This is a genomic window from Desulfovibrio sp. (assembly GCF_035644575.1).
Lineage (GTDB): Bacteria > Desulfobacterota > Desulfovibrionia > Desulfovibrionales > Desulfovibrionaceae > Desulfovibrio.
In genome coordinates this window covers 1-23074 of record NZ_DASQOG010000097.1, presented here as the reverse complement: position 1 = coordinate 23074, position 23074 = coordinate 1, and the positions used below count along the sequence as shown (strand labels likewise).

The 23074-nt window shown below is 57.1% G+C and carries 16 protein-coding genes; 10 read left to right on the top strand and 6 right to left on the bottom strand.

The window, feature by feature from the left end; all coding sequences use genetic code 11:
* Positions 1–274: sulfite exporter TauE/SafE family protein (locus VEZ52_RS05530; RefSeq protein WP_324835897.1), on the top strand; the 274-nt coding region annotated here is incomplete at its 5' end.
* 82 nt (positions 275–356) lie between these two features.
* Here VEZ52_RS05530 and VEZ52_RS05525 read toward each other — a convergent pair.
* The 4 genes from VEZ52_RS05525 to VEZ52_RS05510 all read right to left on the bottom strand — a co-directional run bounded on the left by VEZ52_RS05525 (position 357) and on the right by VEZ52_RS05510 (position 5754).
* A complete protein-coding gene (locus tag VEZ52_RS05525; RefSeq protein WP_324835896.1) occupies positions 357–2450 on the bottom strand; it encodes a methyl-accepting chemotaxis protein in 2094 nt (697 codons plus the stop codon).
* A 351-nt stretch (positions 2451–2801) separates the two neighbouring features.
* Positions 2802–3446 (bottom strand): DNA-3-methyladenine glycosylase 2 family protein, encoded by a 645-nt coding sequence (locus tag VEZ52_RS05520; RefSeq protein ID WP_324835895.1) that lies wholly within the window; start codon positions 3444–3446, stop codon positions 2802–2804.
* Between the two features lie 184 nt (positions 3447–3630).
* Positions 3631–5016, bottom strand: coding sequence for a PFL family protein (locus VEZ52_RS05515; RefSeq protein ID WP_324835894.1), 1386 nt, complete (start codon positions 5014–5016; stop codon positions 3631–3633).
* Between the two features lie 177 nt (positions 5017–5193).
* Positions 5194–5754 (bottom strand): glycine cleavage system protein R, encoded by a 561-nt coding sequence (locus VEZ52_RS05510; protein ID WP_324835893.1) that lies wholly within the window; start codon positions 5752–5754, stop codon positions 5194–5196.
* A gap of 381 nt (positions 5755–6135) precedes the next feature.
* Between VEZ52_RS05510 and lysS the strand changes: the two genes are divergently transcribed.
* From lysS to fabZ, 8 genes are all read left to right on the top strand, one after another.
* Complete coding sequence (lysS, locus tag VEZ52_RS05505) at positions 6136–7641, top strand: lysine--tRNA ligase (protein ID WP_240824206.1); 1506 nt, start codon at positions 6136–6138, stop codon at positions 7639–7641.
* Positions 7642–7932: 291 nt separating this feature from the next.
* Complete coding sequence (locus VEZ52_RS05500) at positions 7933–10026, top strand: methyl-accepting chemotaxis protein (protein WP_324835892.1); 2094 nt, start codon at positions 7933–7935, stop codon at positions 10024–10026.
* A 408-nt stretch (positions 10027–10434) separates the two neighbouring features.
* Positions 10435–11661 carry a lipoprotein-releasing ABC transporter permease subunit gene (locus VEZ52_RS05495; protein WP_324835898.1) on the top strand — a complete coding sequence of 409 codons (1227 nt, stop codon included), beginning with the start codon at positions 10435–10437 and terminating at the stop codon, positions 11659–11661.
* Positions 11662–11663: 2 nt separating this feature from the next.
* The gene (locus tag VEZ52_RS05490) at positions 11664–12350 is read left to right on the top strand and encodes an ABC transporter ATP-binding protein (protein ID WP_298995772.1); all 687 of its coding nucleotides are present in this window, start codon (positions 11664–11666) and stop codon (positions 12348–12350) included.
* The gene (gene bamA / locus VEZ52_RS05485; protein ID WP_324835891.1) at positions 12331–15096 is read left to right on the top strand and encodes an outer membrane protein assembly factor BamA; all 2766 of its coding nucleotides are present in this window, start codon (positions 12331–12333) and stop codon (positions 15094–15096) included. The genes VEZ52_RS05490 and bamA overlap by 20 nt, the downstream gene beginning before the upstream one ends.
* Positions 15097–15319: 223 nt before the next feature.
* Entirely contained in the window at positions 15320–17791 is a 2472-nt protein-coding gene (locus VEZ52_RS05480) for an N-acetylmuramoyl-L-alanine amidase (protein WP_324835890.1), read from the top strand.
* A 200-nt stretch (positions 17792–17991) separates the two neighbouring features.
* A complete protein-coding gene (locus tag VEZ52_RS05475) occupies positions 17992–18537 on the top strand; it encodes an OmpH family outer membrane protein (protein WP_324835889.1) in 546 nt (181 codons plus the stop codon).
* Between the two features lie 103 nt (positions 18538–18640).
* Positions 18641–19108: a 3-hydroxyacyl-ACP dehydratase FabZ gene (gene fabZ, locus VEZ52_RS05470; protein WP_324835888.1), complete on the top strand. Its 468-nt coding sequence runs from the start codon at positions 18641–18643 to the stop codon at positions 19106–19108.
* Positions 19109–19243: 135 nt separating this feature from the next.
* On the opposite strand, the gene VEZ52_RS05465 is transcribed toward fabZ, so the two are convergent.
* Positions 19244–20386, bottom strand: coding sequence for a glycosyltransferase family 9 protein (locus VEZ52_RS05465; protein WP_324835887.1), 1143 nt, complete (start codon positions 20384–20386; stop codon positions 19244–19246).
* Complete coding sequence (gene wbaP / locus VEZ52_RS05460) at positions 20386–21786, bottom strand: undecaprenyl-phosphate galactose phosphotransferase WbaP (protein ID WP_324835886.1); 1401 nt, start codon at positions 21784–21786, stop codon at positions 20386–20388. Before wbaP ends, VEZ52_RS05465 begins: the two co-directional genes overlap by 1 nt.
* A 450-nt stretch (positions 21787–22236) precedes the next feature.
* Between wbaP and VEZ52_RS05455 the strand changes: the two genes are divergently transcribed.
* Positions 22237–22980 (top strand): ABC transporter substrate-binding protein, encoded by a 744-nt coding sequence (locus VEZ52_RS05455; protein WP_298995758.1) that lies wholly within the window; start codon positions 22237–22239, stop codon positions 22978–22980.
* Positions 22981–23074: the final 94 nt, after the last annotated feature.

Sequence of the window (23074 nt, the reverse complement as noted above, 5' to 3'; positions counted from 1 at the left end):
TCTGCGCATGGGGCTGATGGAAGCCTCCGCCACCTCCAAGGTGCTCAACCTTGCCTCAAACTTTGCCGGAGCCGTGGTTTTCATCGTCAACGGCGTGGTGGTGTGGAGTCTGGCCCTGCCAATGGCCGCGGCCTGCTGCCTCGGCAACTGGATGGGAAGCCGCTTGGCTATTCGCGTGGGGCCTGCGGCTGTGCGCCGTTTTTTGACCATTTCGCTCAGCCTCTTGCTGCTTACCCTCGTGTGGCAGTATTTTCTGGCTCCGAGCATGCACTGATAAACCAACGGCCTACAGTTCAACGCAAGCAGCCCCGGAATATCGCATTCCGGGGCTGCTTGCCATTGAGCTGTGCGCAGAACTAGCCGCGCTTCATTTCGCTGATAAGCTCACTCATGCGCTCGGCCTGCCGGGCAAGCTCGCTCACGGCACGGGAAGCTTCGCCCATGGCCTGCGCCGTCTGGCTGGACATTTCGTTAACGCTGACAATGGACTGGTTTATCTCGTCGCTGGTTGCGGACTGCTGCTCGCTGGCCGTGGCAATGGCGCTCACCTGATCTGCCGATTCCTCGACCTTGGTCACAATTCCCTGCAAGGCCTCGCCGGACTGCTTTGCAAGCTCGGCGGCCTTTTCCACCTCTGCCAGCGCATTGTCCATGGCGGCCACACTCTTTCCTGCGCTTCCCTGAATGGCAGAAATGGCATTGCCCACGTCATTGGTGGAGGCCATGGTCTTTTCTGCCAGCTTGCGCACTTCATCGGCCACCACGGCAAAACCGCGCCCGGCGTCACCCGCGCGGGCGGCCTCAATGGCGGCATTGAGCGCCAGCAGGTTGGTCTGGTCGGCGATGTCCGAGATCACGTTCATGATTTGGGTGATGGCCTGAGCATGCTGGTTCAGCGTGGTCATGTCGCCCTTGAGCGCCAGCGAAACCTTGTGCACCTGACCGATGCTCTGCAAGGCGTTTTCCACAATATTCGCTCCGCTTTCGGCATTGGCCCGCGTTTCCGCAGACACCGCCGAAGCAGCGGAAGCATTGCGGGCGACTTCCTGCACAGTGGCGTTCATTTCATTCATGGCAGTGGCGGCCTCGGCCAGACGCTGTGCGGATTCCACGGCGCTCTTGTCCGACTGCTCGATCTGTGCGGAAAGCTCTGTGGAAGCGGCGGAAATAACGCTCACCACTTCTTCCAGTTGCCCCGCTGCCGTCAGCATGCCCTCGCGCTTGGCGCTCTCGGCCTGACGTGCAGCTTCTTCGGCTCTGGCTGTGGCTTTTTCCGCCTCTTGCGTAGCCTGCTGCGCAGCCTGGGTTTTGTGTTCACTTTCGCTCAGAAGGTGCCTGAGGCTTTGCACCATGCGCCGCATGCCCGCCGCAAGGGTGCTGAACTCGTCACCGCGCTTTTCAGCGGCATCAAAAAGAGCACGTTCTTTGTCGTTGGTTTCAAGGCGGCCGCCGGCAACGGCTTCGGCCACGCCTGAAATACCTCCCACCATACGCACAATGCCCCGGGCCGAGAAAAAGATCATGGTTCCGACTATCAGCGCACAAGCCAGAGTCAGCAGGCTGGCGTTGGTCAGCAGGTCGCTGATGGGCTTGAAGATTTCGCCACGGTCAAATTCCACGCACAAAATCCAACCCTCATGGGGCAGAGTTTTGTAGTACAGCCCCTTGTCTTCACCCTTGTCGTTTACAAAACGGGTGCGGCCATTTTTTTGCTCCAGCAGTTGGGCCACATGGGGCAGCTTGCTGTCGTTGCGACCAAGCGCAGCCCTATCTGGATGCAGAACAATATTCCCTTTCAAATCATATACGTACACTAAACCCTTTTGCCCCACCTTTATTTTATTGGTGGTATTCTGGGCCAGAATCTTATTATCAATGCCAGCGGCCAGCACGGCAATGGTCTGGTTGTTCAGCTTCAACGGCATTGCAATGACCGTGGCAAACTCGCCTGTGCTTGCGCTCTTGATACCTACAACGCTGGACTGACCATTTTTGCTTTTCTTAAAGTATTCGCGGTCGGAAAAATCGCCGCCAACAAACTTGCTTGGGCCTTGCTGCTTTTCTATACGGTGTCCCAGAACCATGCCGTCTACGGCAATTATTCCTGCGTAATACACGATGTCATTGCTGGTCACGAAAGACTCAAGGGCCCGATCTGCCCTGGTAAACAACGGGCCTTCAAAAATGCCTGACCTGCCTTCAGTATAAGCCAGCACCTGATCTTGGATGCGCTGGTTCTCGGTCATGGTTTGCAGGCTCTGTTCTATCCCCGTGAACACCGCGTCAAGCCCGATGCTCTGGCATTCAAGCAGCGCATCCATATCTGTGGCAATCTGCTCCCGCAGGATTTCTTCTGACATCTTGTAGCAAACCCCTGCCACAAGCATCAGCCCCACTATTGCCGGAGTGAGGATGGAAATTCCCATTTTCGCAAGTAATCCGAGTTTCATCACTACCCCTTTTGCGTTGCGTCTACGCACTGAATGACCGAAAGGCTAATTACCATGTGAAAAATCAAACTACCCCTGAAATCCTGTAAGACTGGTCTATTCCAGTGTGCTTATCGGACAAAACGTGACTTCCAATATATCAATTATACTTATTTTCACAAGAAATTACTACGAGCGTGATAGGAATTTTTACACTGCCATTTCGCGCTGATAGCTATCAATCCTGTTTAGGATGAAAAAACGTAAATATCTAATATACGATAGCAAGAATTACCTGTGTTACGCGCAACATGACAGTGCAACGTTGAATTGCGGTGAGGCCCCTACTGCCTGAAGATGGGATCAGCGTTCTCAGCGTTTGGAAGCTGCCGGATCGGAAAGATCGGGCAGAGCCCCGCCTGCTATGGCCCACAGGTACAGGCTTGCCGCCGACCCATAAGGACTGTAGCGCCGGCGATAGGTTTCAAAGCGATCGCGGCTGACTTCCCGATGCCGATGCAGCATGCGCAGGCCCCGCAGGATGGCAAGGTCGCCAAAGCTGAGCACATCAGGCCGCTGGAGGGAAAACAGCATGAGCATTTCGGCTGTCCACACGCCAACCCCGTCCAGCGCGCACAGAGTGGTGCAGAGACTGGCATCGTCCATGAGCCTCAGGGCCTCCACGTCCAATTCTCCCAGCAGCACCTTGCGCGCGGCTGCCTTCATGTAGCCGACCTTGCGGAAGGAAAGCCCCACTGCCTGCAACGTGGCAGTCTCTGCGCCGTCAATGGTTTCAGGCGTCACTTCGCCAAGGGCAAGCACAAGCCGCGCCCACACGGTCTGCTGCGCCTTGGTGGCAATCTGCTGCCCGACTATGGAATGCATGAGCGCGTCAAACAGGTCGGGGCGTACCTCGCGCTGAATGGGGCCTATGCGTTCAATGGCAACGGCCAGACGTTTGTCTTTGCGGGAGAGGAAGCCGATTTCTTTTTGACCGTAGATAAAATACTGAGGCATTATTACGTCCTGGACAAGGTTTCTGCATCTGAACATACAGCAAGCCATCGTATTGGCGCAAATAGAAAAGTTCACTGGATGATTTTATTGCGCCGGTCGACCATAAAAAACGGCGCGGAATCTCAAAGATTCCACGCCGTAAAGGAATTATGTCAGCTTTTAAAACAGCTAAAGTTTAACCAGCCTAGTTTTTGAGGCTGTGAATCGGCGCAGGAATGCGCCCACCAAGGCCGATAAAGTCTGTGGCATCGCCCTTGGGCACGGGTATAATGGCCGCCTTGCCGAGCAGGCCGCCAAAAGACACTTCTTCGCCAACGCCCTTGCCGGGCACGGGAATAAGGCGCACAGCCGTGGTCTTGGTGTTGATGACGCCAATGGCCATTTCGTCGGCAATGATGCCCGAAATGGTCGAAGCGGGCGTGTCGCCGGGGATGGCGATCATGTCCAGCCCCACAGAACACACGCTTGTCATGGCTTCCAGCTTTTCAAGGCTGAGCAGGCCGGAAGTGGCCGCAGCCTCGATGCTGGAATCTTCCGACACGGGGATAAACGCGCCGGACAGACCGCCCACGGACGAGGAAGCGAACGCGCCGCCCTTTTTCACCGCATCATTGAGCATGGCCAGCACGGCAGTGGTGCCGGGCGCGCCGATGCTCGAAAGGCCCATGCTCTGGAAAATTTCGCCCACTGAATCGCCCACCGCAGGCGTGGGAGCCAGGGAAAGGTCGGCCACACCAAAGGGCAGGCCCAGACGGGTAGCCACTTCGGTACCGATCATCTCACCCACGCGCGTCACCTTGTAGGCCGTGCGCTTGATGACTTCGGCCATATCCAGCAGGGTAAGGCGGCCGCCCTTGCCGTTGTGCCCGGCTTCGCGCGCGCGATCCAGGGCTTTTTTGACCACGCCGGGGCCGGAAACGCCAACGTTGATAACAACGTCAGGCTCGCCCACGCCAAGGTAAGCGCCAGCCATGAAGGGAACATCCTGCGGAATGTTGGCAAATACCACCAGCTTGGCGCAGCCGATGCCGCCGCGTTCGGCGGTGGCTTCGGCCACCTTGAGGATCTGCTGCCCCATGAGGGCCACAGCATCCATATTGATGCCGCTGCGGGACGACGCCACATTGATGGATGAGCAGATGCGGTCGGTTTCGGCCAGGGCCTGGGGCAGCGCTTCAATCAGAGCGCGGTCGCCCTTGGCAAAGCCCTTTTCCACCAGAGCAGAAAAACCGCCCAGAAAATCAACGCCCGCTTCCTTGGCGGCCTCGTCAAGGGCCTTGCACACGCGCACCATGCCGTCAGGGCCAAAGGGCGCGCCCACCACGGCAATGGGGCTCACGCTGATGCGTTTGTTCACCACGGGGATGCCGTATTTGTCGCCCACTTCGTTGCACACGCTCACGAGCTGCGAGGCGTAGCGGCGCAGCTTGGCCTTAACGTTGGCGGTAAAAAGATCAAGGTCGTGGCTGACGCAGTCAAACAGGCTCACGCCAAGGGTGACTGTGCGCACGTCAAGATGCTCGTTGCGGAGCATGTTCAGGGTGCTTATAACTTCGCGTTCTGAAAGCATGGAGGTCTTCCTGTATGTTCGGGCTGTCAGGCTGCCATGTGGCGGCCCCGCCCGGAAGGCGGTTTTGCCCTGACGCGCAAAACCGGGCGTTCAGGGGAATGTGCATCGTTTCTGAAACCGGGTCGTGCCCTGTTTCAGGCGCAGACCGGTGGTGCATGCGCCTCGGCAACGTGAGGTCTAAAAAGAATTCACCCGATGCACAGCCTCAAAAATATCCCTGTGCTGGGCGCTGACGCGCAGATCGCGCTTCTGCCCTTCGCAGTCAAGCTCACGGCGCAGGCGGCCCATGTCAACGCTGTCAGGCACCATGACTTCAAACACAAAAAGCGCATGGTTGTTGCCTCCCTCGCCCAGAATGGCCTTGAGGCTTTCAATGTTCACACCGTGCTGGGCAAACACGCGGCTCATGGCGGCGATAAGACCGGGCTTGTCCGGCCCGTCGGCTGTGACCACAAAGGGTTCGCAGTGCAGGTCGGTGCCCCACTGCCCCTTGATTGCGGGCCGCACGAGGACGGAAAGATCAACCTTGGCGGATTCCAGCCCGGAGCTCAGCTTGGCGCGCAGGGTTTCCGCGTTTTCTTCCGGCGCGGCAACAACAAAGATAGCCGCGAATTCGCCGGAAAGGATGGTCTGGGTCACTTCTTCGATGTTGCAGCCGCTGTCTTCAAGAATGCGACTGACGTTGGCCACCACGCCGGGGCAGTCGCGCCCCAGAAAGGAGGCTGTAAATTTTTGCATGATGCTTTCCTTGAAAAAGCCGCCAGCTTGATTCTGACGGCGGTTGTATCGTGTAAAAGGGCTTTATATACGTAAACAGGTCAAAACTTCAAGGGGGCGCAAAGCCCCGACTGACGCGGGTATAAGCCGCCGCGTGCATTGATGTTTCCTGTTGCGCCAGAGTCGCATCAACAGTATGAGCATCCAACAAACCACGATTTTACAGCAAGTTGCAGACACATTCCTCACAATCTTGACGCCCAAGCGTGAATGGCATACCGTAACGCTCCTTTCAGGTATGGGCCACTCAGGAGTCGTTACGTGGATACTCGGGAAAAGAAAAACAGCAAGCCGGCTATCAAGCTGGGTACCAAGTCGCAGCATGCGGGCTATTTTATGCCCATGCTGGAAAGTTTCGCCGCGCGCGAAGGCCTCAACGAAGTTGTCAAAAACAGAGTTGTCAAATCGTGCGACCTTTTGGATGCGGGCGTACCGCTTTTTCCCAACGACTTCCGCAAGGAACACGACGTTGCCTGGGTGCTGGACAAATTCGGCGCTCTCGAAGGCGACTCCCTGGACAGTCAGGAGGACGTGTTTGCCATTGCGGGCCGCATAGTTTCCCTGCGCTCGTTCGGCAAGGTGGCCTTCTTCCATATTATGGATCAGAGTGGCCGCATCCAGTGTTACGCCTCGCGCGAACACATGGATGAAGCCAACTACACTGTGGTCAAAAAGCTCGACGTGGGCGACATTGTGGGCGTTTCCGGCCACCTGTTCCGCACCAAGACGGGCGAACTCACCATTGCCTGCCGCAAGATCAAGCTCATCACGCGCTCCATGCGCCCCCTGCCGGAAAAATATCACGGCCTCACAGACATGGAAACGCGCTACCGCCAGCGCTACGTTGACCTTATCGTCACCCCCCGCGCGCGCGAAATTTTCTTTAAACGCAGCCTGATTGTGCGCGAATTCCGCCGCTTTATGGAAGACCACGGCTTTATGGAAGTGGAAACTCCCATGATGCAGCCGCTGGCTGGCGGCGCTGCGGCCAAGCCTTTCAAAACGCACCACAATGCCCTTGATCTGCCCCTGTTTTTGCGCATTGCGCCCGAACTCTACCTCAAGCGCCTGCTGGTGGGCGGATTTGAAAAAGTCTTTGAGCTGAACCGCAACTTCCGCAACGAAGGCATAGATACGCGCCATAATCCGGAATTCACCATGTGCGAATTCTACTGGGCCTATGCCACGTTTGAAGACCTCATGGACTTTACGGAACAGCTCTTTGCCCACCTTGCCATGACTGCCTGCGGCACCACCGTGGTACCCTATCAGGGCGAAATGATCGACCTCACGCCCGGCAAGTGGACGCGCCTCAGCTTCTACGATTCGCTCACCCAGGTGGGCGGGCATTCGCCGGAATTCTACAACGACTACGGCAAGGTCAAGGCCTACATCCGCTCACGCGGCGAAAAGGCCGCCGACAGTGAAAGCCTGCAAAAGCTGCATGCCAAACTTTTTGATCTTGATGTGGAAGGCAAACTCATTCAGCCCCACTTCATCTATCATTACCCCACGGAAATCTCGCCGCTTTCGCGCCGCAATGACGAGCATCCGGAACTGACGGACCGCTTTGAGCTGTTCATCACCGGGCGCGAGCTTTCCAACGCATTTTCCGAGCTCAATGATCCCGTGGATCAGCGCCTGCGCTTTGAAGATCAGGTGCGCGAACGCGAAGCAGGCGATGACGAAGCGCATAGTATGGATCAGGACTACCTGCGCGCCCTTGAATACGGCATGCCTCCGGCTGCTGGTCAGGGGGTGGGCATTGACCGCCTCGTGATGCTGCTTACCGACTGCGCCTCAATCCGCGAAGTTATTCTCTTCCCCTTGCTGCGCCCGGAAGTGTAACAAAGGTAGTATACTACCTTTATTGATCGCCTTTAAAAAGTATTGATACGCTAGCTCCACAAAGCGCCGCCTCATTGGTGGCGCTTTTTTGTTGTTTAGCAGTCTTAAACAGTTACAAATTCAGCCTGTCAAAAAAAATTGCCTGTCAAAAAACATTTTTGAATCAAAGGCATATACTATTGCCGCCACTGGTCGATAATTATACTCATAAAAGTGTAAGCCAAGTCCAATTTGCATGTTTTCGCACATGGCGCATACATTTATCGCATGGGTTTGGGCAAGGAGGTTCTTATGAAAATGGGGCTGCTGAGCAAGATGCTCCTGTCCATTCTTACTCCGGCAATTGCAGGGCTGCTGCTGGTTGCTGGCGTGAGCTATAAAATTTCTGAAAGCAACTTGCGCGAGCAGATTATCAACGATGCAAGGTCGCTGCTGCGCTGCCAAAGCATTGGCCTGCACGCCATGCTGAAGGTGATGGAAGAGTCGCTCGCCATGGTTGGCGCCGACAACCGGGTTATTTTATACCTTGACGCCGTCAACGATAAAATGCCTGAAGTCATGACGCGCACCCTGTTCAACGATGCGGATGCGGCGCTGAATACATTTGTGACGCTCAATTCCAACTTTGAATTTTGCGGTGTTGCCGGAAGGGACGGCATAGCCATTGCCCATCACCTGGCTGGCGAAAAACATCCCAGCAAATCCGTGGGGGTGAGCTTTACAGACCGCTCTTACTACCAGCGCGCCATGCAAGGCCAGAAAACCATTACTGGCGTGATCAGCAAAACCACAGGCAAGGTTGCAACCATCATAGGCCTGCCCATCATGCGCAATGGCAAGCCCGAAGGTCTCGTATGGGCAGGCGTTGACAACGAAAATCTCGCCCGCACCACCACAAGCCAGATAGATTTTGGCACCAAGGGCGGCATCTATGCCTATGACACCAAGGGCATGGTGATGCTGAGCCGCGACCCCAAGGCCTTTGGGCGCGACGACAGCAAAAAACCCCATGTTGCGGATATGCTGAAAAGCCCCGAGGGTTTGGTGAGGTTTACGGGTGAAGACGGCAGCAACAAGTCTGTCTTTTACCGGGCCATGCCGGAAGTCGGCTGGGTTCTTTGCCTGGAAGTGGACAGAGACGAAATCTACACACCCATGCGGATAATGCTGGGCAACTCCATGTGGCTGACTTTTGCAAGCGCCCTTGTGGTCGGGCTGATCATTTTCTTTGCGGCGCGCGCCATTGCGCGACTGCTCAGGGGTATTTCCGGCATAGCGGAATCTGTTGCGGAAGGTCGCCTTGAAACAACCCCCGCAGAAAAAGCCATGCTCTTTGCCGCAGAAAAACGCCGTGATGAATTCAGCACGCTGGCATCGGGCATGGAACACATGGTTGGCAATATCCAAACACTGCTGCAAGAAAGCGAGCAAAAAGCCAGAGACGCCCAGCAGGCAACCGAAGAAGCCAGGCTTGCCACCGCGCGCGCTGAAGAAGCGGCCCAAAGGGCAGAGAATGCCAAGCGGGAGGGCATGCTCGCTGCAGCGGGACAACTGGAAGAAGTGGTCGCCATCATTTCTTCCGCCTCAAGCCAGCTTTCCGGGCAGATTGAGCAGTCGGACCAGATAGCAGCGCAGTCGGCCCAGCGCCTCAGCGAGGCCGCAACTGCCATGAACCAGATGAATGTGACCGTGCAGGAAGTGGCCCGCAACGCCTCCTCGGCCTCGGCAGTCTCTGCCGAAACGCGCACCAACGCTGAAAGTGGCGCTCATATTGTGGAAAGCGCCCTCCAAAGCATCGGGCAGGTGCAAAAGGTTTCGCTGGCGCTCAAGGACGACATGACCAAGCTGAACCAGCATGCCCAGGCAATTACCCAGATCATGAACGTGATCTCGGACATCGCCGACCAGACCAACCTGCTGGCCCTCAACGCCGCCATCGAAGCTGCCCGCGCTGGCGATGCCGGACGCGGATTTGCGGTGGTGGCCGATGAAGTGCGCAAACTGGCGGAAAAAACCATGGCCTCCACCAATGATGTGGGCAATGCGATATCTGCCATCCAGCAGAGCGCTTCGCAGAGCGTGGCAGCCATGGACAAGGCCCTGGCGGAAGTAAATACGGCCACTGAGTTCGCCAACCAGTCGGGTGCCGCCCTGCGGGATATTGTGAGCAATGTAGAGGCCACTGCCGATCAGGTAAGCGCCATTGCCACCGCCAGTGAGGAACAATCCGCTGCCAGTGAAGAAATCAACCAGTCCATTGTGCAGGTCAACGCCATGTCCGGCCAGACCTCGCAAGCGATGGGCCAGGCCACAAAGGCCGTGGCTGATCTTGCCCAGCAGGCGCGCAGACTGAGCGAACTTATTGAGGCCATGAAACGGGGCTAACACCCGGAACAATAAAACTTGCGAATGATCCGTCTTGCCCCTGAGGACAAGGACGAAAAGAGGGCCCCCGGTCTGGTTGTCAGCCAGCCGGGGGCTTGTGCCTGATATTTTTCCCGTCAGGGCGGGAGAAATTCAAATCAGCATCACACTGAAAAACTGGCAACTGACAAAAAACACCTCAAGAGCTGCCAGCATTCTGGCAGAACCGAACACACAGGCCAATCTGCCGCCTGGTGTTTGCACAGCGCTCTGGCCCCGCCAGTGGCCCCGGCAAGAGAGCGCCCGCAACCTCTTGCCATTACCTGCCACAGCAATTCTTGACGTTATTGGCTTGTCGTGCGGCAAGGCAATGTCCCAGGTCTAAAATAACTCTTGAATATCCGGGCAAGGTGGGACAATATGCCGCAAATGTCATTTGAACTATTCGTTGCCCTGCGCTACCTCTTTTCGAGGCGAAAGCAGACATTCATTTATATCATATCGATCATGTCCATCCTGGGCGTGGCTATCGGCGTTGGCGCGCTGGTGGTGGTGCTTGGCGTGTACAACGGCCTCACCACCGACATGCGGGACAAAATCCTCGGGGCCAATGCCCACGCCATTGTCATGTCCTACATCCCCTCGGCCTTTGAGAACCGCACCGACCTTCTGGATCGGGTGCGTTCCGTCAAGGGAGTGACCGGGGCAACCCCCTTTATTTACACGGAAGTCATGCTTTCCGCTGGCGGCGGCGTCAAGGGCGTGGTCTTGCGGGGCATTGACCCGCAGTCAGCCCCTGCGGTGCTTTCCATGCTGCGCCAGATGCGCGTTGGTTCTGCCGCCGATCTTGAGCGCGAAGGCGCGCCAGGGCTGATTATTGGCGAGGAACTGGCCAAGCGCCTTGGGCTTGGCATGGGCAGCCGCGTGAACCTGCTTTCGCCCTCAGGGCAAAAAACCACCTCGGGCTACGCGCCGCGTGTGCGCCCCTTTGAAGTGGTGGGCATTTTCAAGACAGGCATGTTTGAATACGACTCCTCGCTGGGTTTTGTTACGCTCAACGCGGCGCGCGATGTGCTGGGCCTGCCGGAAAATTATCTTTCGGGCGTGGAACTGACCGTGGCCGATGTTTACAAGGCGGACAAAACCGCTGCTGAAGTTTCAACCGAGCTTGGCTCGCCCTTCTACGTGCGCTCGTGGATGGAAATGAACGCCAACCTTTTTGCAGCGCTCAAGCTGGAAAAAATCGGCATGTTCATTCTGCTGGCCATGGTGGTGCTTATCGGCTCTTTCTCTATTGTGACAACACTGGTCATGCTGGTTATGGAAAAAACCCGCGACATCGCCATCATGATGTCCATGGGCGCTACCAGCGGCATGATACGGCGTATCTTCATGTTTCAGGGTACAATCATCGGAGTTATCGGCACCTTGCTTGGCTATGCGTTTGGCCTTTCGCTCGGCTGGCTGCTCAAGCGCTACCAGTTCATCAAACTGCCTGAAAACGTCTATACCCTCGATCATCTGCCCATTATCATCACCCTCTCCGATGTGCTCATCATTGGCGCAAGCGCCATGCTGCTGTGTTTTCTGGCCACCCTTTACCCGGCACGGCAGGCATCGCGCCTGCAACCGGCAGAAGCCCTGCGCTACGAATAGCCATGTCAGCACTCTATACTTTTTCAAATGTGGGCAAAAAATTTGCCACACCCGGTGAAGAGACCGAGATTATCAAGGATATTAACCTGGTTGTGGAAGAAGGCGAGATGCTCGCCATAGTTGGACAGTCCGGTTCCGGGAAGAGTACCCTCTTGCATCTTATGGGTGCACTTGATACTCCAAGTACGGGCGAGATATGTTTTGAAGGGCGCAACATGGCGCTCATGAGCGCTGACCAGAAGGCTGCCTTTCGCAACAAGACTCTGGGCTTCGTTTTTCAATTTCATCATCTGCTGCCGGAATTTTCAGCCCTGGAAAATGTGGCAATGCCGGCAATTATCGGCGGTGCTAAACAAAGCGCCGTTATGAGCCGTGCGCGTGAAATGCTTGACCGCGTGGGGCTATCGGCGCGTATGGAAAGCAAGATCGCCACTCTCTCGGGCGGCGAACGCCAGCGGGTGGCCATTGCGCGCGCGGTTTTTATGCGACCGCGCGTTCTGTTGGCTGACGAGCCCACCGGCAATCTGGATGAAGTGACGGGAGCGCAGGTGGGCGCTCTCATGAACGAACTCAACCGTGAATTGGGCATGACCCTCGTAGTTGTAACGCACAACCGAGAGCTGGCCGCAGGCATGGGCAGAACCCTGGAACTGAAAGCGGGGACCTTGTATGAAAAGATTTTTGGATAACGTACTGTGCAAAGCCCTGTGCCTTGCCGTGCTGGCCTGCGCCACCCTGGCGCTTCCAGGTGGAGCCGTAGCGGCAGAAGGGGCACTTGTGCTTGTTCTGCCCTTTCAGGTGAACGCCGGGCCGGAAATGCCCAACGCCTCGCAGGATGTGCCGCAGGCGATTGCCGATCAGCTCAAGCAGAACGGCATGCGCACTGTTCCCATGGAAACCGCCCGCGTTTTACAGCGCAACAGCGGTGAATCCATTGACCTTGCCACCGCCCGCGAACTTGGCCGCAAGGCCGGAGCGCGCATGGTTATTTACGGCAAGTTCAACCAGCTTGGTCAGGGTTTTTCCATGGACACGCGCATTGTGCCTGTCTATGAGGGCGAAGCCGTCCCCGCCGGATTTGAGCGCAACTCGCTGACCTCGCTGAACGAGTGCGCCGCTGTGCTTGCCAAACGCGCGGCAGAAATTGCCAATCCCGCCACCGCAGCCGAGGCAGCGCCCAAAAAGAGCGATGCGCCGGCCACCCTTGTTCCCATGAACGCCCCCACCTCTGCCCACGGCGGTCTTGCCGATGTGCAGGTACGCGGCATGAAGGTGCTTGACCCCGATACCGTGCTCATGCGCCTCACCATCCGCAAGGGCGACAGCCCGGACGCCACGGCCATCAACGAAGAAGTGAAGCGCATATGGGATATGGGCTACTTCAGCGATGTGCAGGCCACTCTTGAAGGCAACGTGCTGGTGTTCACCGTGGTTGAAAAGCCGCGCATCGACAACATCGTTGTGGATGGCTCGGACAAGGTCAGCAAGGACGACGTTCTGGCAGCCATGGGCACCAAGAGCGGCAGTGTTCTTAACGAACAGGTTCTTTCGGACGACCTCCAGAAAATCAGCGAGCTGTACCACAAGGAAGGCTTTTACCTTGCCAAGGTCACCTACCGTCTTGACGACCGTCAGGGTGGCCGCGGCGCAGTGCTGGTAATCAGCGTTACCGAAGGCAACAAGCTTTATATCAGGGACGTCAAGATTGAAGGCCTCAACAAGCTCAATCGCGGCGATCTTGACAAATACATGGCCCTGAAGACGCGCGGCATTTTCTCGTGGCTGACGGGCACCGGCGTGCTCAAGGACGAATACCTGGAGCGCGACACCAACGCCATTGCCGCCTTTGGTCTTAACGAAGGCTACGTGGACATTCAGGTGGCTGCGCCCACCGTTGAATACCGCGACGACGGCATCTACATCACATTCAACGTGCACGAAGGCCCCCGCTACACCGTGCGCGATGTGGTCTTTGCGGGCGATGTTATCGACAGCGAAGACAAAATGCTTGAAGTCGTGCAGATGGACGACTGGAAAAAATCCGACAAGTACTTCTCCCTCACGGTCATGCAGGAAGACTCCAAGCGCCTGACCGACTACTATTCCGATTACGGCTATGCTTTCGCCGAAGTGGACACCAAGGTCGTCAAGGCCGATGACGGCAGCGACCAGGTGGACGTGGGCTATGTGATCAACAAAAAACAGAAGGTCTTCATCCGCCGCCTGTCTGTCGAGGGCAATACCAAAACCCGCGACAACGTCATCCTGCGTGAAATGCGCCTGGGTGACGGCGACATGTACGAAGGCGCCAAGCTGCGCCGCTCCAACGAGCGCCTGAACCGTCTGCACTTCTTCTCTGCCGTGGATATGGAACTGATTCCCACGGAAAACGAAGACGAAGTTGACCTCAAGGTCAAGGTCAAGGAAACCAATACCGGCGCCATCATGGGCGGCGTGGGCTACTCCAGCTACTACAGCGTAGGCGTCACCGCCTCGATCATGGAGCGCAACCTCTTTGGCCGCGGCTACTGGTTGCAGTTGCAGGGCTTCTTCTCCTGGCGCCGGACGTCGGGCGTGCTGTCCTTCACCAACCCGCGCCTGTACGATACCGATCTCTCCGTCGGCAACGACCTGTACTACACGCACGATTACTGGGACAACTTTACCAAGGACACTATCGGCGACACCATTCGCCTCTCGTACCCCATTGGTGAATACACCAGCGTAGGCGGCGGTTATCGTCTGGAACGCTACGTCCTTTACGATGTGGACGACAACGCCTCTCCGTACATTCGCGACTACAAGGGCACCAACTGGACAAGCGCCATTTCTGGCCGCATCCTGCGCGACACCACAGACTCCAAAGAACGTCCCACCAAGGGTACCATTGCCCGCCTGTGGGCTGAATACGGCGGCGGCGGCCTCGGCGGCACAGACAACTTTATCAAGACTGTGGCCGACTGGCAGGGCTTCTGGTCCTTCAACCCGCAGAACACCATCCACGTCCGTGGCCGGTTGGGCGGCGTGTACCAGAATACCAATTCCAACGTCCCGGTGTTTGAACGCTTCTGGGTTGGCGGCATGGATACCATTCGCGGTTACTCCTTCTCCGACCTTTCGCCCCGCGACTACAAGTACAACGGCGACCAGATCGGCGGCGACCGCATGGGTGTTGCCAACTTTGAATACATCTGGACCTTCCAGAAGGAGCTGGGCCTTGCTCTGGTTCCCTTCTTCGATACTGGTTACAACATCGACAGCAAGACCATGGGCAACGACCTCAACAAGTACATCGTCTGCTCCACGGGCCTTGAACTGCGCTGGCGTTCACCCATGGGCGACCTGCGTATCGCCTACGGTATCCCGCTGGTTCAGGACTACGACAAGGAACGTGAATCCGGTCGCATAGAATTCAGCATGGGCCAGTTCTTCTAGCCCTCACTTCTGCCGCTGTTGCGGCAAAGATTCGGCGCGCCGGAGGCACAGTTTTCTGTGTATCCGGCGCGCTGCTTTTTTACCAAGTCCATGCCAACGCTTATCAGCCGACAAAAAACGAATTTTGCCATCTTCGCGCCCCTGGCATACAATATGCTAACAATAACGCAGGCAAAACTTTAAGAGTCAAATTACCGACACCATTATGGCAAAAGGAAAAACCGTGGCCGGAAAACAAGCCCAGCCCAAGGCTTCCGAACCAACTGGCAACAACCAGATGCGCAGACTTGTTCCGCCTCTGGCCTTTCTGGTTGCCCTGTGCCTGATGGTCGTCTGCTTTTACGACTCCGGCTATACATCCTTGCCGCCAACGGGTAAGCGCTACGATCTTGCCAAGGCAAATATTGAAACCTTGCGGCAGGATGAAAAGCGTTCGGGCCAGCGAGAACCGTGGGAAAATCTGGCTGCGGAGTTCCGCGCCATCTATGATGCAGACCCGGGCTGGCCCAACCGCCCTGCGGCCCTGTTCCGCGCTGCGGAAAGCCTGGAGGAGCTGGCCCGACGCTCGTTCGCCAAGGCTGATGCCCGCAAGGCCATCGAGTGTTATGAAGCTGTCGCCCAGCGCCATGCCGACAGTCGGCTTGCCGATGACGCCCTTTTTCGAGCGGCCAAGCTGCGCGCGGCATGGCTTAAGGACGACAAGGGCGCACTGGCCCTGCTTGAGCGCATCAAAGCACAGTACCCCAAGGGCGATATGATTCAGGAGGCTCAGGCCCTGGAAAAAACGCTCCAGGCTGCTGCCAACGGACGCACCGCTCCAGAGGCACGTCAGGTTTCCAGCACCGATGGCAAGGAACCCAAGGACGAGGCAACTCCCACAAAGGGTTCCTCTGCCCCTTCGGCCGGTGCAGCCGCATCTTCCACAGCTGGCAACACTGATACGACGGCAGGCCAGCTTGCCAAGGCTTCGGCATTGCAGCCCCTGCCGCAAGCGGAGCTTTTGCCCCGTTACCGCGAGGCCAAAGCAAAAATGGATGCCCTGCGCGCCGACAAAGTCCGGTCATGCTGGCGGCAGCCATGGGAAGAACTGACCACCGAATTTTTGCGCATTTATACCAGCCGTAAAGACTGGGCCATTTCTCCCGGTGCGTTGTTCCGCGCTGCTGCAAGTCAGGAAGCCCTTTCAGACTGCTCACACATTGCAGATGAGTACCGTCAGGCGCGCGACCTCTACCTCAAACTTGCACAGGAATTTCCCAAGAGCGCTCTGGCTGACGACTCGCTGCTCCGCGCTGCATCCATTGAGGCAGACCGCCTGAACCAGACTTCAGAAGCTCTGGAGCTGCTCGACGCCATCATGGCCCTTTATTCCGGCGGCGACATGGTTGCGGAAGCGCAAAACCTGCGCAACCGTCTCACAGGCGCGCCTGCTGCCACTGCCAGCAAGGCTGGCGCAGTGCAGCAGGTTGCCCGCCCGGTTGTTCAGTCTCTCTCCTGGAACTCGCTGAGCAAGAACAGCGTGGAGATTGTTCTTGAGCTGAGCGCCCCGGCCCGCTACACGGCAAGGTTGAACACCGGCAGCGCCAAAGGCAAGAATAAGGCTGAGCAGGCATCTTTGCATGTCGCTCTGGAAAATGCGTCTGTGGAAAAGGATATTCGCAAGGGCGTGAATATCCGGGGCAGCCTTTTCAAGGGCATGAGCGTCAACGACAGCAAGGGCGGCGAAACCGTGCTCCAGTTCAATTTTCAGGATGCGCGCCGCTTTGATGCCCGCACAGAAACCAATCCCTGCCGCATCATCCTGCGGGTGGCGGGCGGCAGCACGCTGCTGCCGCCGGTCAGCAACGCAAAAGCCGGATTTGCCGATGCACAGCCAGCAGCGGAAAATCAGGCAACAGTGGCCGATGCCAGCGGCACCCCGCCCGCAACGCCGCCTTCGCCGCGCTTGGTGCGCGATATGGCCCGCCAGCTCGGCCTGACGGTACGCACGGTATTTATTGATGCTGGTCACGGCGGGCGCGACCCGGGCACCAATCACAACGGAGTGCTGGAACGCATCGTATCCCTTGACGTGGCCCTGACCCTGGGCCGACTGCTTGAAGCCAACGGGCTGGAGGTTGTTTACAGCCGCACTGCCGACAAGCACATCTCGCTGCGTGAACGCACCACCATGGCCAATGCCGCTGGGGCGGATCTGTTTGTTTCCATCCACGTCAATGCCAATGATGATTCTTCGGTGCAGGGTTTTGAAACATACTACCTTGATATCGCAAGTAATCCTGAGGCAGCTCGGCTTGCCACACTTGAAAACGCCGACGGCGACCACCGGCTCGGCGATATGCAGAAAATGCTCGCCGATGTCATGCTCAATGCAAGGGTGGACGAATCACGCCATCTGGCGCAAGATATTCAGCGGCTTTCACAGTTCCGTTTGAAGCGTCGGCAGTATGATACAAAGGATAATGGCATCAAATCTGCGCCATTTATTGTTCTGCTTGGCGCGCAAATGCCAGCAGTACTTGTGGAAATTGGTTATTGCACCAACAGGGAAGAAGCAGCAAGGCTTCTCACGCCCAAATACCGCATGACCCTGGCCGAGGGGCTTGCCGAAGGCATTCTTGCATACAAGGACAAACTTCTTAAGCGCAGGACTGTCCAGAATTCCTTGACGCAAGAAGGCGCTGGTGCTATGTGAGGCAAGTAATTTCAACTACGTGTCCCCGGCCTTTATCATAGCAAATGACTGTTCCTTTGGGCGCGTCTGACAATTATAGCTGTTTTGCCAAGTGTATTGAACAGTTGCAAACAGCAGAGGCATCTTCTCTTACGGCGCGCGGGTCATCCCAGTTCCGCAAGGACGACATAACAAATCAGCATTGGGGAAGGAGAACTTTCATGCGCAAGGTTTTGATGACGGCTATTGCGGTTGGCTTGTTGCTTGCCGGGCAAGTCTATGCTGCAGACGGCGGCGCCGTACCCGCAGCCAAGATCGGTGTTGTTGACATGCAGACCGTAGCGACGCAGAGCGTCCCTGCCCAGGCCGCCAAAACAACAATGGAAAGCAAGTTCGGCACTGAACGTAACGAACTTGAAAAACAGGGCGAAGCGCTGAAGAAAAAGGCCGATGCCCTGAAAAACCCCAAGGCCAGCGAAGAAAAGAAGCTGGACTTCATCCGCTCCAAGCAGGATCTGGATCAGAAGACCCGCAACTTCCTGCGCAAGGTTGAACAGGAAGAAGTGAAGCTTCGTCAGGATATGGTTACCCTGGTTTTCAGCGCCACCTATGAAGTTGCCCGCGCCAAGGGCTTTAACTTTGTGGTGGACGTCACCGCCGGTGGCGTGCTGTACGCCGACCAGTCCATGGATCTGACCCAGGACGTGCTGTCCGAAGTCAACAAGATCTACAAAGAAAAAGCCAACGACAAGAGCGGCAAAAAATAAAGCCCTCAGCCGTTAATTATCAGGCCTCTCAACCCGGATGGGGCGAGAGGCCTTTTTTCATGCCGCCAACAGGCGAATAAGACCAACTCATCAGGAGGCCCCCATGCAGGATACCGCCCCCCAGAATACGGGCATGGACATACAGCGCATTTTGCGCCTGCTGCCGCACCGCTACCCCTTTTTGCTGGTGGACAGGGTTGTGGAATGCGTAGCGGGCTCGCACATCCGGGCCTATAAAAATATTACGTTCAACGAGCCTTTCTTTCAGGGGCATTTTCCCGGTGCTCCCATCATGCCCGGTGTGCTCATTCTGGAGGCTCTGGCCCAGACTGGCGGCCTGCTGGCCGTTTCCGGCATGGACAGCCTGGACGACAAGCTCTTTCTCTTCACCGGCCTTGACGGCGTGAAGTTTCGCCGGCAGGTGGTTCCCGGCGACAGGCTCGACCTCGAATGCAGCAACCTGCGCATGAAGCTCAAGCTCTGCAAAATGGAAGCCCGCGCCTTTGTGGACGGCAAGCTTGCCGCAGAAGCTCAGATTACCGCCGCCATCGGCGACAGGCCCAAGAGCTAGTTCCGCAAACGCTGACCGCAATGCTTAAGGGGAAGGGATTATTAATCCCTTCCCCTTTCATATTTCTGTCCTCCGGCACAAGGCATCTGCCCACAAGCAGACCACACGACGGAGAATTTTTTACTGCTATTTGCCCTAAAAGAGAGAAAGACTGTGCAGGGCATCCACCACATCTTCCACTGGCAGCGAATCAAGACAGGGGGTGTGGGGCCGCGGATATTCAAAACCCAGGTTGAGGTAGGCGTATGGTCCCTTGTGCGGCAAAAGTGCGCGCACATGACGCCCCACCGGCCCCCAGCGTAAGGGATTGGTCGGCCCATGCAGCCCCACTGTGGGCGCGCCTGCAAGGGCTGCCAGATGCATGGTGCCCGTGTTTACGGAGACTACAGCCGTGGCGCGGCTAAAAAGCCAGGCAAGGCCTGCAAGTGATGTTCTGCCCGCAAGCGAAATAGCAGGGCATTGAGGATGCGCCCGCAAAAAAGCGTCATTACGCTGGGCATCGGCTGGCGCACCGGTCAGGTAGACTTCAAAACCCTTGCCGCCCAGCAGTCTGGCCAGAGCATCCCAACTGTCGGCGGGCCACTCCTTGAGCCATGCATTGGAGCCTGAGGGCCACATGTGCAGATAAACCCTCTGCGGCAAGGTATCGCCAACTTCACCTGTGGGTTCCAGCCTGCCGCAAAGTTCAGCGGGCAGATCATCCGGAGGCGACTGCGGCAAAAGCAGTCGTGGCGCACCCTGAAGATCCGGGTACAGAGCGCGGCCCAGCTCCATGAAATTTTCCACCTCATGCCTGTCATTGCGGTGGGGCACCTTGAGGCCATAGCCAAAGGCGCGGTGCTGCCCTTCCGTATCAAAGCCCACGGTGGTTCGAGCGTTGGAAAGATTGCTCAATATGGCGCCAAGCCGCGCCCACTGCGTGCTGTCAATGAGCACATCCAGGCGTTGCGCCCGCAGCCATGCGACCATGGCAGAACCATCCGTCACCGCGAAGGACGCATACTGGTCAATACCAGGGATCAGGCTGACGGTGGCGGCATTGGCGCGGGACACAAGCAGGGCTACATGCACGTTGGGCAATCGCTCGCGCAGGGCTGTGATCAACGCTGAAAGCAGCAAAAGATCGCCAATGGCCCCCAGACAGATAAAACCCACACGCTGCGGCGCTGCATCGGGCACAGATTTTTTGCCCAGGCGCGCAACGGCGCTGCATGCCGTCAAGGGTATACCCGCATAACGATCCAGCAAACGGTTAAGCCTGTTGCCGCGTTCTCCCATCAGTATGCTCCATACCCGGTTATGACCACAGGAATCGTTTTGGCCAGGATCCACAAATCCATCCAGACAGACCAGTTATTGATATAATAGTGATCAAAGGCCACGCGCTCGGCATAGGTGGTGTTGTTACGGCCAGAAATCTGCCACAGCCCGGTAATGCCGGGGCGCACCATGCAGTATTCCTCATACACCGGGCCGTACTTTTGAACTTCGTTCTGCACAATGGGGCGCGGCCCCACAAGGCTCATATCGCCAATGACCACGTTGAGAAGCTGCGGCAGTTCGTCCAGGCTGACCTTGCGCAAAATGCGGCCCACGCGGGTTATGCGAGGATCATGCTTGAGCTTGTGGTCTTTCTCCCACTCCGCCCGCAATTCAGGATCGTGCTCAAGCACTTCCCTGAGCACCATATCGGCTTTGTCCACCATGGTGCGAAACTTGAAAATCCTGATCTCGCGCCCCCCGTTGCCAATACGCCGCTGGCGATAAAATACGGGGCCTTTGCTGTCCAGCCGAATCGCCAGAGCCAGCAACAAGCCAAGGGGCAGCAGCACCACGCCGCCAAGGGCGCAGAGCAGCACATCCATAAACCTTTTGACCCGCAGGCGGCGCTTGTCGCGCAGGTTTTGCCGTACCTGCAAGCCCACGGCAGTGCCAAGGTCGCGCGGCGTCAGCCAGTGAGCGCGGAAGCCATCGTTGAACGAAGGCACCACAAGAATGCGCTCAAAATAACGGCTGGCTTCGGTGATATAGTCAAGGCTCTGACCCTGATCCGCCTTTTGCAGAATCATGGCCATGGCCTTTGGCTTTGCCTGCGCCGTTTCCGCAAAGAGTTTGCGCACGGCGTCCTCGTTGGTGGGCAAAGAATATATGGCTACCGGGCGCAGCCCGCGCTCGGGGCGGCGCTTGAGGTACCGCCAGAAGTCACGCCCGGCGTTGCCGCTGTCAAAAATTATCAGCGGCCTGCCCCACCAGCGGCGGCGCATAAACAGGCGGCGGCAATAGCTGCGCATGAGCGGCAGCGTAAAGACCGTAGCCAGCCAACTGCCCCCAATGACAATACGGGAGTAGGTATCGCCTGCTTTTGACAGGAAAAGCACAGCCAGAATAATGCCGTACATGAGGCTTGTGAGCTGGAACAAGGCCTTGAGCTCGCGGTGCGGAGGCAGGCTTATGCTTTGATAAAGGCCAAGCCCGGCGGCCATCACCGGCCCCATGAGCAGCAAGGGCAATGCCCCGCGATACTGTAAAAAATCCACGTCGCCAAAAGCGGCGCGCAAAAGAAAAACCACCAGGGCCGTGCCCAGGATGGTGAAAAGATCAGCAAGACAAAGCAGGGTTTTTTGCGGGGAAAGCCCGCAAGCCAGAAGCGCCCTGACCCAGAGGGGATATTGTTTCATGAGGAGCGGCGCTGTGCCGATGGACCGGCACCACGTTTACGCGCGGCAAGCCGCGCTGTTGCTGAGAACACAGATACTCAATCAATGTAATGTTATTCTCTTTCTTCACAAAGCACAATAATCTCTACTTGCGATACTGGCAGACCCCGGCGGCCCTGTGACGCGGGCTATCGCCCTTGCGGCTTACTTATATTCTCGAAATGCCCTCGCTTTCGGGTCGGCAAAGCCGACACCGGCTCGCACATTTCGGGCCGCCCCTGCCCCGGCGGCCCTGTGACGCGGGCTATCGCCCTTGCGTCACAGCCCTCCTTCTGTTACAGAAAGACCTTGTTTTGCAGTGGCCGCGCGGCGTTGGTTATAAATCCCAACCGCGCAGGTATGCGCGCCAGCCGCCCCAGGCGGCAGTGTCGGCGCATGTCCGTTCTGTCCTTTCCGAGGGGGAAATTGAACATGAAGAAGCTTCTCGTCTGCGCCCTGCTGGCCGCCGTACTGGCCGCCGTGCCCGCATTTGCCAAAAAGGCCTATGTGAACGGCATTGACCCCGACTATCCGCCTTTTGCCTACATGGATGAAAAAACCGGCAAGCCCGCTGGTTTTGACGTGGATTCCATGAACTGGATAGCCAAGACCATGGGATTTGAAGTTGTTCACAAGCCCATGGCATGGGACGGCATCATCCCCGCCCTGCTCGCCAAGCAGATCGACATGGTTGACTCCGGCATGAGCATCACCGGAGAGCGCGCCAAAGTTGTGCAGTTCTCCAACCCCTACTGGACGGTTTCGCGCGTGTTTGTTGTGCCCGCCGATTCCAAGCTGACCCCTGCCGACATTCTGAGCAAAAAAATCCAGCTCGGCGTGCAGCGCGGCACCTCTGAAGCCAACGACATCAAAAAAGAGCAGGAAGAAAAGAAATATCCTTTTGAACTGCGCTTTTACGAATCTTCACCCCTTGCGGTTGAAGACCTCCTCAATGGTCGCATCCAGGCTGCCCTGATGGACGAACTGCCCGCCAACAACGCCATTGAAAATGGCCGCGCCGTCAAAAAGGCCGGTACCCACGGCGAACCCGACAATTTCGGCGTTGCCATGCGCAAAGACGACAAGGAACTGCAGAAGCTGGTGAACGAAGGCTATAAAAAACTTATGGCCGACCCCTACTGGAAAGAACTGCAGCAGAAATACCTGAGCAAATAACGGACGCGCAAGCGCCCACACGTCAAGCGCGAACCGCCTGCAACCCGGACGGTTCGCGCTTGTGCGGAAAAGGCACCCTCCATACATGAATTCA

Bases quoted from the DNA above. Each gene is read 5' to 3' on its own strand.
- VEZ52_RS05525 (WP_324835896.1), bottom strand. From the start codon at position 2,450: ATGAAACTCGGATTACTTGCGAAAATGGGAATTTCCATCCTCACTCCG.
- VEZ52_RS05520 (WP_324835895.1), bottom strand. From the start codon at position 3,446: ATGCCTCAGTATTTTATCTACGGTCAAAAAGAAATCGGCTTCCTCTCC.
- VEZ52_RS05515 (WP_324835894.1), bottom strand. From the start codon at position 5,016: ATGCTTTCAGAACGCGAAGTTATAAGCACCCTGAACATGCTCCGCAAC.
- VEZ52_RS05510 (WP_324835893.1), bottom strand. From the start codon at position 5,754: ATGCAAAAATTTACAGCCTCCTTTCTGGGGCGCGACTGCCCCGGCGTG.
- lysS (WP_240824206.1), top strand. From the start codon at position 6,136: ATGCTGGAAAGTTTCGCCGCGCGCGAAGGCCTCAACGAAGTTGTCAAA.
- VEZ52_RS05500 (WP_324835892.1), top strand. From the start codon at position 7,933: ATGAAAATGGGGCTGCTGAGCAAGATGCTCCTGTCCATTCTTACTCCG.
- VEZ52_RS05495 (WP_324835898.1), top strand. From the start codon at position 10,435: ATGTCATTTGAACTATTCGTTGCCCTGCGCTACCTCTTTTCGAGGCGA.
- VEZ52_RS05490 (WP_298995772.1), top strand. From the start codon at position 11,664: ATGTCAGCACTCTATACTTTTTCAAATGTGGGCAAAAAATTTGCCACA.
- bamA (WP_324835891.1), top strand. From the start codon at position 12,331: ATGAAAAGATTTTTGGATAACGTACTGTGCAAAGCCCTGTGCCTTGCC.
- VEZ52_RS05475 (WP_324835889.1), top strand. From the start codon at position 17,992: ATGCGCAAGGTTTTGATGACGGCTATTGCGGTTGGCTTGTTGCTTGCC.
- fabZ (WP_324835888.1), top strand. From the start codon at position 18,641: ATGCAGGATACCGCCCCCCAGAATACGGGCATGGACATACAGCGCATT.
- VEZ52_RS05465 (WP_324835887.1), bottom strand. From the start codon at position 20,386: ATGGGAGAACGCGGCAACAGGCTTAACCGTTTGCTGGATCGTTATGCG.
- wbaP (WP_324835886.1), bottom strand. From the start codon at position 21,786: ATGAAACAATATCCCCTCTGGGTCAGGGCGCTTCTGGCTTGCGGGCTT.
- VEZ52_RS05455 (WP_298995758.1), top strand. From the start codon at position 22,237: ATGAAGAAGCTTCTCGTCTGCGCCCTGCTGGCCGCCGTACTGGCCGCC.